The following is an 8,365-nucleotide window of genomic DNA, read 5'->3' on the forward strand; positions in this document are numbered from 1 at the left end:
TTTTAATGACTTGTTTGTTGTTTAGTAATCAGATTTATAGTACAGTAATCAATTTATCTAGACTCCAAGCTTCTGGTTTGTCGTTAAATAATTTTTTGGTAAATGTCCAAACATCATAAAATAGTTCTGAGTTTCGGTAATTTTCTAAATCTTGTTCGGTTTCCCAATAACTATAGGTAAAGAAAATACATTTGTTGTTTTTGTCTTGGTATAATTCTAATAAACGATTTCCTTGGGCATTTCGTATTTTTTCTTTCATTAATTCGAAATTTTCTAGAAAAGCTGTAATATTTTCTTCGTGAAAACTTAATTTTACGATGCGTACGAACATAGGATTTTTGATTTTAAATTAAATAGTTCAAATTCTACCTCCATAGTAATTCTATTTTCAAATGCGTTTCTAACAGCTATTTGATATTGATAATAGGATTCGTAATTTGGTATTTTACGCCAAGCAATTTTAAATTTTAGTATTCCAAATTTTTCTAATTTTTTCATAATAATATTATCAGTTGAGATATGAAAATAGTGATAGTTTTTAAGAATTTCATAAACTTTAGATTCTCCCGTGATGAATAAATATTTTAAAGATATATTTATCCGTTTTTTGGGCTTGTCCTTGGGCTAATTTGTATTCGTTATTTACGGTTATGAGCTGATAACTTTCTCGCGCCTTGCGCCGTTTGCGACTTACGAAGACGAGTATTTTCGGCTAAACGAAAATACAATTAAAAAACGGTAATTTCACTAAATTCGCAAATGGCGCAAGACGTGTGTGGCTGTTGCACAACTTGTAGTTTCGAATTTGATTACAAAATTATCATTATTAGTTGTTTTTAACTAGTTGATTTACATTAGTAATTAAAATTAAAACGCACAAAAAAAAGTTGATTTTGGATCTTATTTTTAGTTGTGCAACAAGCACGTGTGTGTTGGCAGTAGTACATTCTTTAGTGTTCATTTGATCGTAACCATTTGATATGTTCTGAAATTCCATTAATGTCCGGATATATAAGTCCGGAATTAATTCCAAACCTATTTAATGTAACTTTTATTTTTTTTCTGACATCTTTATGAATAAGAATTTTCTCCAAAGATTCTGGATTCCAAGGTTCATATGGAGCATTATGCACAGTAAATAAACCGCTTTGAGAAACTATTCTTTTGTCCCAATGTTTTGGTACATATCTTTCAACTTTATCTATATTAAATGGATTGAAAACTCGACTTAATTTTACTTTTGTTTTTGCATCATAAATGTATATGCAACTAAAATCAGTTTTTTTTTCGTCTTCTTTGGTGAATTGCTTTTCCACTGCAAAATATGTTGCTACTAATGGATTTTTTGTCCAATCTAAAAGTCTAGTTGGTAGTCCGTGATGTTGCCCAATTGTTAGAAGTTCTAAATTGTCTTCTTTGTAATCTTTTAAAAATGTATGAGCTCTATGTTTGAAAATGTCAAGTAATCGGATTTCTTCCTCAACTGTTAAGTTATTATCTTTTTTAGTTTTTAATCTTCCAATTGAAGGAATTAATTCAAATGTAGAATTTCTGACACCACGATAAATTAAATTATCTTTTGTTTCTGTATATTTTTTTAGAAAATCATAAAAGTCATCTATAGTTTTAATCTCCATATTCTTCTCGGTTTTTTTGTATTACTGCCAACAAAAGGCTTAATGCCATAAAGTAAACGCTTCTTGATTATTAAATTGTTTAGATTGTAAATCTTTAATTTTTTATTTTAATAAGTTCAATCCAGTTGTTTCTTAATATACTTTTCTCATCTTCAATATGAGGAAAATTTTCTAATGTTTTGTTAAAATTTCGGTAAGCTCTTTTGATGGCTGCCATTTCAATACCATCAGTCAAATCGAAATATAAATTGAAAAGAAAATCATTAATATGTTTTTCGGTAACTTCTGTTTTCATAAATTTTCATTATTTGAAAGTATAAATAGTTACTCATCATTATTTTTAAATCAAATTCTAAAATTAACATTCACCACATCTCTATACTTCAATCCCAACAACGATTTGGCAGAGCCAACTGTTTTAGGGTTGCTTTTATAAATGGCAATTTCGAGAAAACCAGCTTCGTTAAAAAGGGCTAACTTTTCGCCTTCATAATCTCTGAGGGTATATTTTTCTGATATTTTAAAATCGGAATAATTGTGGTGTATCTTCTTGATAATTTTGGTACCAAATAGAATCTCAAAATTGCGATTATTTCCAATTTCGGCAAACATTTTTTTCGAGATATTGGTTACACAATTCCCAAAATGATCTACATAAACTACGTAACCTTTTATACTACTGGAGTCGGAAGCCACGACAGCTTGCAATTCATTTATAATTTTTATGGCCGAAATGTCTTTGCCTATCACGTTTAGAGAACCGCCTTTTGCAAGATGACAGGCTACTTTTACAAAAACATCTAAATTAGTCGACGCATCAGTTAAACGGTCATGAATATTTATCTCGACCATTTTTTGAGGTACTATTTTCTGAGTAAGAATACTCAAAATGCCATTATCGGCACACACAAAAAAATGATCGTTCCATTGTATGGCAATGTGTTTGTTTTCGGTAGTTCTCTCGTTATCAATACCAATAAAATGTACAGTTCCTTTAGGGAAACTATTATAAGAAGCATTTATAATATAACTTGCTTCCGATATGTTAAACAAATCTATATCATGAGAAATATCAATAATTTGAACCTCAGGGTATTCCGAGATTAATTTGCCTTTTAGTGTACCCACAAAGTGGTCTTTCAAGCCAAAATCAGTAGTAAGCGTAATTATCGACATCTTTTTGTTTATAACTATTCTGTAATCGTTTCCTTAAATTTATTAAATTTGAGATATGCAAAGCTAACTTATTTTTTTAATTTAATCTTCCTGCTTTTGAACGAACGAATCATTGAATTACACGACATTGCTCCAAAAGAATTTTGGGGTGCGCAAGACGCTCATTTAGAAACAATTAAAAAGTACTATCCGAAGCTAAAAATAATAGCACGAGGAGCAACACTTAAAGCCTTTGGCGAAAAAGAAGAGCTAGACGAATTTGAAAAACGGTTTAACAGACTTATAGTTCACTTTACCCGTTACAATAAAATAGACAATAATGTTATCGATAGAGTAATATTAAGCGACTCTAGAGAAGAACAGAAAATGGCAGAGACAGACAAAATTTTAGTACACGGAATAGGAGGAAAGCTCATCAAGGCAATGACTCCAAACCAGCAATTATTAGTCGATTGTATTAATAAAAACGACATGGTTTTTGCCGTAGGTCCCGCAGGAACAGGAAAAACCTACACTGGCGTTGCCATGGCCGTAAAAGCATTAAAAGAAAAACAAGTAAAACGAATTATCCTAACACGTCCAGCGGTCGAAGCGGGAGAAAATCTTGGTTTCCTGCCCGGAGACATGAAAGAAAAACTAGACCCCTACATGCAACCATTATACGACGCTTTGCGCGATATGCTGCCACCACAAACACTCGAAGATTACATCTTAAAAGGAATCATACAAATAGCACCATTAGCATTTATGCGTGGTCGTACTCTAGACAACGCTTTTGTAATTCTAGACGAAGCCCAAAACACCACACATTCTCAAATGAAAATGTTCTTAACCCGTATGGGAAAAAACGCCAAGTTTATGATAACCGGAGATCCAGGACAGGTCGATTTGCCACGAAGAACCATTTCTGGACTAAAAGAAGCCATTTTAGTATTAAAAGACGTAGAAGGAATTAGCATCATTTACCTCGATGACAAAGATATTGTTCGCCACAAGTTGGTTAAAAAAGTAATCGACGCTTACAAACAAATAGAAAATAACGACTAAGAAAGCTAATGTTTAAAAAATTTTTTTTGAAGCGAAAAGCTTGCGAATTTTTGCAAACAAAATTCCCGCTTTTCGCTTCAATCTATTATAGCTGTCAGGTAAAAAAAACCTGACAACTATAATAGGATTTCCGCTGCAATCGGGGCTAGCCAGAATTTTAAATTCAATTCTTGCAAACCCCCTCATTTGTGCCAAAACTAAACACTAAATAATCCGTACAATTTGTAGCAAAAACAAAATTCAGAATGCTTAGCAAACAGTAATATTATTTTATGTAGTTTTGTCGAGTTACTAAAAAAGCAATCAATTTTGAAAAATGTACTTATTACAGGAGCAGGAAGCGGATTAGGCAAAGCACTAGCCTTGCATTTTTCTAAAAACGGCTGGAACGTTATTGCAACAATGATTCACCTAGATCATGGTAAAGAAATCATGGGTTTGCCAAATATTAATTGTCATATCCTAGACGTTACATCGACCGAAATTATCGAAAACGCTAAAACAGAATTACTACAAAAATATAAAACCATCGATGTCGTTATTAATAACGCAGGAGTAGGTTACAGAAGCTTTGTCGAATTATCCGAAGACGATAAAATAGAAAGCATCGTAAACATTAACTGGTTAGGAGTTGTAAAAGTATGCAGAACATTTATCCCAGTATTTAGAGCGCAAAATCACGGACTTTTTATAAATATATCTTCTGTTGCAGGATTAGTCAATTTGCCTTTGGGAAGTTTTTACCATTCGACAAAAAAAGCAGTCGAAAGTTTTTCAGAATGTATGGCTTATGAACTGATTGATTTTAATATCAAAGTCTGTACCGTACAATTTGGAAATGCAAAAACAAATTTTCAGGCAAATGTTACAAAATCCGAAAAATCAGAAATTGAATCCTACAATAACTTGATGGATAAAATTACCAATTTACTGCACAAAAAAACAGCAAAAAACAAAGATTTATTACCTAAAATTACCCAGAAAATATTAAGCATTGCCCAAAATCCGCCAAGAAGGTTTAAAAGATTTACTATTGGTTTCGATGCAAATGCTATAAGTTTTCTCCGTAGGATATTAGGGTACAGACTATTTAATAGTATCATAAGACGTTCGGTTTTAAAATAATATTTAAGACAAAAGTCATAAAGTTAAAAGTCTTTCTTATTTATAAATAGGACGACTTAAATGCTCTTATACGCCTTATCTGGTTCAAAAAAAGACCTTAAAACTTTAAGATTTTTTACTTTCTACTTTAAGCATTCCTTCAAAAAAACATTAAAAATCTAGTTGTAATTTCCTATTTTTGCAAAAAAAAAACAAGACACCACTAGACGATGAACACAATTACAACTACAAATTTTAATTTTCCGAACCAAAAATCAGTTTACCGAGGCAAAGTCAGAGAAGTTTATAACATAAACGACGAACTTTTAGTAATGGTTGCCACCGATAGATTATCTGCTTTCGATGTTGTTTTGCCAGAAGGAATCCCATACAAAGGACAAATCTTAAACCAAATTGCCACCAAGTTTATGGAGCTAACGCAGGATATTGTTCCCAATTGGCTTATTGCAACACCAGATCCAAACGTGGCAGTAGGACATTTGTGCGAGCCTTTTAAAGTAGAAATGGTTATTCGTGGTTATCTTTCAGGACATGCAGCCAGAGAATATGCTTTAGGAAAAAGAACAATTTGTGGCGTAACAATGCCCGAGGGATTGAAAGAAAACGATCAATTTCCTACCCCTATAATTACACCAACTACTAAGGCAGATAATGGTTCGCATGATGAAGATATTTCTCGTTCAGCTATTTTAGCAAAAAATATTGTTTCTGAACAAGATTATCTGGTTTTAGAAAAATACACCAGAGATTTGTACCAGCGAGGAACTGAAATTGCAGCCTCACGAGGCTTAATTTTGGTAGATACAAAATACGAGTTTGGTAAAACCAAAGACGGAAAAATTGTTTTGATAGACGAAATTCATACACCAGATTCCTCACGTTATTTTTATGCAGAGGGTTATCAGGACAGACAAAATAATGAGGAAGAACAAAAACAATTGTCGAAAGAATTTGTGCGTCGTTGGTTAATAGAAAACGGATTTCAGGGTCAAGACGGACAAGAAATTCCCGAAATGAATCAAGAGTATATTACTTCTGTTTCTGAAAGATATATCGAGTTGTATGAAAATATTTTAGGCGAAAAATTTGTAAAAGCAGATATTTCTAGTATTAATGACAGAATAGAAAAGAATGTTTTAGAGTATTTACAAAACAAATAACACAAAATTTGACTTAAATTTCTAATTCATATAAGTTTTGGGAGTTGTATGTTGCTTGCTACTTAAATACAAAAAAGCCGAAATTCTGAATTGAATTTCGGCTTTTTTAGCCCAGATAGCAGTGAAAATCCTTTTGCTTTTTTTCTTTAGAAAAGCAAAAGATTGTAACGTATAGCTGGATTAGCTCCTAAAAAAATTATTTAAAATAAGAGAATGTTTCGTTATTTTCTATTTTTAATAATGTTTCATAAATAAGTTTAATCACGTTTTCTACATCATCACGATGTACCATTTCGACAGTCGTGTGCATATAACGCAGCGGAAGCGAAATTAATGCCGAAGCTACGCCACCATTACTGTATGCAAAAGCATCGGTATCTGTTCCTGTAACACGAGAGGAAGCCAATCGCTGAAAAGGGATTTCTTTTTCTAGGGCAGTATTTATAATAAGTTCTCGTAAATTATTTTGTACTGCTGGGGCATAAGTTACTACTGGTCCTTTGCCTATTTTGGTATCGCCTTCTATCTTTTTTTCTATCATGGGTGTGGTTGTGTCATGACAAACATCGGTCACGATAGCCACATTGGGTTTGATGGTTTGGGTAATCATTTCGGCACCACGAAGCCCCACTTCTTCCTGTACAGCATTTACGATATACAATCCGAAAGGTAATTTTTTCTTGTTTTCGTGAAGCAAACGTGCTACTTCGGCAATCATAAATCCGCCCATACGATTGTCTATAGCACGACAAACAAATTTGTCATTGTTTAAAATCATAAATTCATCAGGATAAGTAATCACACAACCTACATGAACGCCTAGTTTCTCGACTTCTTCCTTAGTCATACAACCACAGTCGATAAAAATATTATCTATTCTAGTAGCTTCTTCCTTGCTGCGATTGCGAGTATGTATTGCTGGCCAGCCAAAAACACCTTTTACGATTCCGTTTTTTGTGTGAATATTTACACGTTTCGATGGTGCAATCTGATGGTCTGAGCCCCCGTTACGAATTACATATATTAACCCATCATCTGTAATATAATTTACATACCAAGCAATTTCATCGGCATGACCCTCTATTACAACCTTATATTTGGCTTCAGGATTTATAACCCCCACGGCAGTTCCGTAAGTATCGGTAATAAAAGTATCCACGTATGGTTTCAAATAATCCATCCATAATTTTTGCCCTTCGCTTTCAAAACCAGTAGGAGAGGCGTTGTTTAAATAATTCTCTAAAAAATCAAGCGATGACTTTTTTAATATAGATTTTGTGTTCATAAAAATATTTTTTGCTAAATTATAAATTTGGCATAACAGTTGCCCTATAATTATATATTTTTGATAAAAATTTAGCCCACAACATGAAATACTTTCTTAGTCTTCTCGCAATATGCTTGGCAACTACCCTTACAATAGGTCAAGTTGCTAAGAAAGACACCACCGAAATCGAAAAACCATTAGTAGCAATAGATACCATTGTTAAAATGCCAATCGAATTACAGGAAGTTTATATATCCAATAAACGCGATTTCAAATCGGAAGAAGACCAAAAACGCTTTTATATCCTCCAGCGTCGAGTACTCAAAGTATATCCTTATGCAAAAACGGCAGCCGATAGACTAACTACACTTAATATAGGTATGCAATCGCTAAAATCCGAAAGAGACAAACGCAAATATTTCAAACTAGTAGAAAACTATCTCACAAGCGAATTCGAAGACCAACTAAAAAAACTCAGTCGCAAAGACGGACAAGTATTAGTAAAACTAATACATAGGCAAACAGGATCATCAACTTTCAATCTAATAAAAGAACTAAAAAGCGGCTGGAAAGCCTTTTGGTCCAACCAAACCGCAAAAATATTCGATATAAACCTCAAAACCACATACGATCCCTACACCGTTGCCGAAGACCTCACCATCGAAGGCATTTTGTACAAAGCATTCTTCGACGGCCGACTACCAAAACAACCCGCAAAAAACGACGTAAGCTATGCAAAACTAGTAAAAGCCTGGAAAGAATCACACAAAACCCCATAAAACAAGTATCATATATAAGGTATGTTTTTTAATTTTTAATTTTTTGGGCGTGCCCCTCCCGAAAAGGTCGGGTCGGGCTATGCGCTACAATCTTTTTTATCGGCGAAAAGCCTCAAAAAAAGGATTTCCGCTGCTATCCCTCACGCGGCGCAGTACATCAGCATTCAAAATTTT

Annotated in this window: 10 protein-coding genes; 4 read left to right on the plus strand and 6 right to left on the minus strand. The window is 33.3% G+C overall.

Annotation, left to right across the window (positions count from 1 at the left end):
* Window positions 1–34: 34 nt before the first annotated feature.
* From B0A57_RS06590 to B0A57_RS06610, 5 genes are all read right to left on the minus strand, one after another.
* Window positions 35–331: a putative quinol monooxygenase gene (locus B0A57_RS06590; protein WP_011963226.1), complete on the minus strand. Its 297-nt coding sequence runs from the start codon at window positions 329–331 to the stop codon at window positions 35–37.
* Window positions 313–498: a hypothetical protein gene (locus B0A57_RS06595; RefSeq protein ID WP_011963225.1), complete on the minus strand. Its 186-nt coding sequence runs from the start codon at window positions 496–498 to the stop codon at window positions 313–315. The genes B0A57_RS06590 and B0A57_RS06595 overlap by 19 nt, the downstream gene beginning before the upstream one ends.
* 452 nt (window positions 499–950) lie before the next feature.
* A complete protein-coding gene (locus tag B0A57_RS06600; protein WP_052079084.1) occupies window positions 951–1,637 on the minus strand; it encodes an FRG domain-containing protein in 687 nt (228 codons plus the stop codon).
* Between the two features lie 94 nt (window positions 1,638–1,731).
* Entirely contained in the window at window positions 1,732–1,932 is a 201-nt protein-coding gene (locus B0A57_RS06605; protein ID WP_011963222.1) for a hypothetical protein, read from the minus strand.
* Between the two features lie 50 nt (window positions 1,933–1,982).
* Window positions 1,983–2,813 carry an SAM hydrolase/SAM-dependent halogenase family protein gene (locus B0A57_RS06610; RefSeq protein WP_011963221.1) on the minus strand — a complete coding sequence of 277 codons (831 nt, stop codon included), beginning with the start codon at window positions 2,811–2,813 and terminating at the stop codon, window positions 1,983–1,985.
* A 96-nt stretch (window positions 2,814–2,909) separates the two neighbouring features.
* On the opposite strand from B0A57_RS06610, the gene B0A57_RS06615 reads away from it, so the two are divergent.
* The 3 genes from B0A57_RS06615 (at window position 2,910) to B0A57_RS06630 (ending at window position 6,145) form a co-directional block, all read left to right on the plus strand.
* On the plus strand, window positions 2,910–3,860 hold the full coding sequence (locus B0A57_RS06615) for a PhoH family protein (protein WP_011963220.1): 951 nt from the start codon (window positions 2,910–2,912) through the stop codon (window positions 3,858–3,860).
* Window positions 3,861–4,169: 309 nt separating this feature from the next.
* Window positions 4,170–4,985, plus strand: coding sequence for an SDR family NAD(P)-dependent oxidoreductase (locus B0A57_RS06625; protein WP_034097589.1), 816 nt, complete (start codon window positions 4,170–4,172; stop codon window positions 4,983–4,985).
* A 209-nt stretch (window positions 4,986–5,194) separates the two neighbouring features.
* A complete protein-coding gene (locus B0A57_RS06630) occupies window positions 5,195–6,145 on the plus strand; it encodes a phosphoribosylaminoimidazolesuccinocarboxamide synthase (RefSeq protein WP_011963218.1) in 951 nt (316 codons plus the stop codon).
* A gap of 196 nt (window positions 6,146–6,341) precedes the next feature.
* Here the strand turns inward: B0A57_RS06630 and B0A57_RS06635 are convergent, their stop codons facing one another.
* On the minus strand, window positions 6,342–7,430 hold the full coding sequence (locus B0A57_RS06635) for a M42 family metallopeptidase (RefSeq protein ID WP_011963217.1): 1,089 nt from the start codon (window positions 7,428–7,430) through the stop codon (window positions 6,342–6,344).
* 83 nt (window positions 7,431–7,513) lie between these two features.
* Between B0A57_RS06635 and B0A57_RS06640 the strand changes: the two genes are divergently transcribed.
* Window positions 7,514–8,191 carry a DUF4294 domain-containing protein gene (locus B0A57_RS06640; RefSeq protein WP_034097591.1) on the plus strand — a complete coding sequence of 226 codons (678 nt, stop codon included), beginning with the start codon at window positions 7,514–7,516 and terminating at the stop codon, window positions 8,189–8,191.
* The last annotated feature ends 174 nt before the right edge of the window (window positions 8,192–8,365 follow it).

This window comes from Flavobacterium psychrophilum DSM 3660 = ATCC 49418, from assembly GCF_002217405.1.
Lineage (GTDB): Bacteria > Bacteroidota > Bacteroidia > Flavobacteriales > Flavobacteriaceae > Flavobacterium > Flavobacterium psychrophilum.

Excerpts from the sequence above, each read along its gene's own strand:
- B0A57_RS06595 (WP_011963225.1), bottom strand. The coding sequence starts at position 498 with ATGAAAAAATTAGAAAAATTTGGAATACTAAAATTTAAAATTGCTTGG.
- B0A57_RS06630 (WP_011963218.1), top strand. The coding sequence starts at position 5,195 with ATGAACACAATTACAACTACAAATTTTAATTTTCCGAACCAAAAATCA.
- B0A57_RS06640 (WP_034097591.1), top strand. The coding sequence starts at position 7,514 with ATGAAATACTTTCTTAGTCTTCTCGCAATATGCTTGGCAACTACCCTT.
- B0A57_RS06590 (WP_011963226.1), bottom strand. The coding sequence starts at position 331 with ATGTTCGTACGCATCGTAAAATTAAGTTTTCACGAAGAAAATATTACA.
- B0A57_RS06600 (WP_052079084.1), bottom strand. The coding sequence starts at position 1,637 with ATGGAGATTAAAACTATAGATGACTTTTATGATTTTCTAAAAAAATAT.
- B0A57_RS06605 (WP_011963222.1), bottom strand. The coding sequence starts at position 1,932 with ATGAAAACAGAAGTTACCGAAAAACATATTAATGATTTTCTTTTCAAT.
- B0A57_RS06635 (WP_011963217.1), bottom strand. The coding sequence starts at position 7,430 with ATGAACACAAAATCTATATTAAAAAAGTCATCGCTTGATTTTTTAGAG.
- B0A57_RS06610 (WP_011963221.1), bottom strand. The coding sequence starts at position 2,813 with ATGTCGATAATTACGCTTACTACTGATTTTGGCTTGAAAGACCACTTT.